General features: G+C 69.0%; 2 protein-coding genes. Both read right to left on the bottom strand.

Features of this window, described 5'->3' with window-relative positions; all coding sequences use genetic code 11:
- Positions 1-288 (bottom strand): alpha-amylase family glycosyl hydrolase (locus IG88_RS0137810; RefSeq protein ID WP_031051453.1); only part of this gene is annotated, 288 nt, incomplete at its 3' end.
- A partial coding sequence (locus tag IG88_RS0137805; protein ID WP_031051450.1) for a DUF3459 domain-containing protein occupies positions 285-723 on the bottom strand: 439 nt, incomplete at its 5' end. The genes IG88_RS0137810 and IG88_RS0137805, both read right to left, overlap by 4 nt.

Here is a 723-nt window from a genome sequence, read left to right as displayed (position 1 = left end):
GAGGTCGCCGAACTCGGGCAGGACGGCGGTGTAGTCGGAGACGTCGTACCCGCCGTCGCGCAGGGGCGACTTGAAGAAGGGCGGGAGCCAGAGGCAGTCGACGCCGAGCCATTGCAGATAGTCCAGTTTGGCGGTCAGGCCCTTGAGGTCGCCCACCCCGTCGCCGTTGCTGTCCTGGAAGGAGCGGACGAGGACCTCGTAGAAGACGGCTCGTTTGAACCAGTCCGGTTGCCGTTCCCCCGCGGGGGTGTCCTCGAAAGTGTCCGGCACGGGCTCGTTGACGCTCATGAGGCTCCTGCCCCTCCGTTCTGCGGCGCGCCGGCGGACGGCCGCCGGACGTGGAAGACGTGGGCGGGGGCCAGTCCGGGCTCGAGCCGCACGTAGTTCGTCCGGCCCCAGTGATAGGTCCGTCCCGTGAGTTCGTCGTGGACCGGCACGGTCTCGTGCCAGTCCAGGCCGAGCTGCGGCATGTCGAGCGAGATCGTGGCCTCCTGGGTGCGGTGCGGATCGAGGTTGACGACCACCAGGACGACGTCGGACCCGGCGCGCTTGCTGTACGCGAGGAGCGCGTCGTTGTCGGTGTGGTGGAAGCGGAGGTTCCTCAGCCGGTGCAGCGCGGGGTGGGCGCGGCGGATGGTGTTGAGGCGGGTGATGAGGGGGGCGATGGTGGTGCCCTCGCGTTCGGCGGTGGCCCAGTCGCGGGGTTTGAGCTGGTATTTCTCG

Source organism: Streptomyces sp. NRRL F-5650 (assembly GCF_000721365.1).
Taxonomy (GTDB): Bacteria; Actinomycetota; Actinomycetes; order Streptomycetales; family Streptomycetaceae; genus Streptomyces; species Streptomyces ardesiacus.
This window is presented reverse-complemented; position numbering and strand designations above follow the sequence as displayed.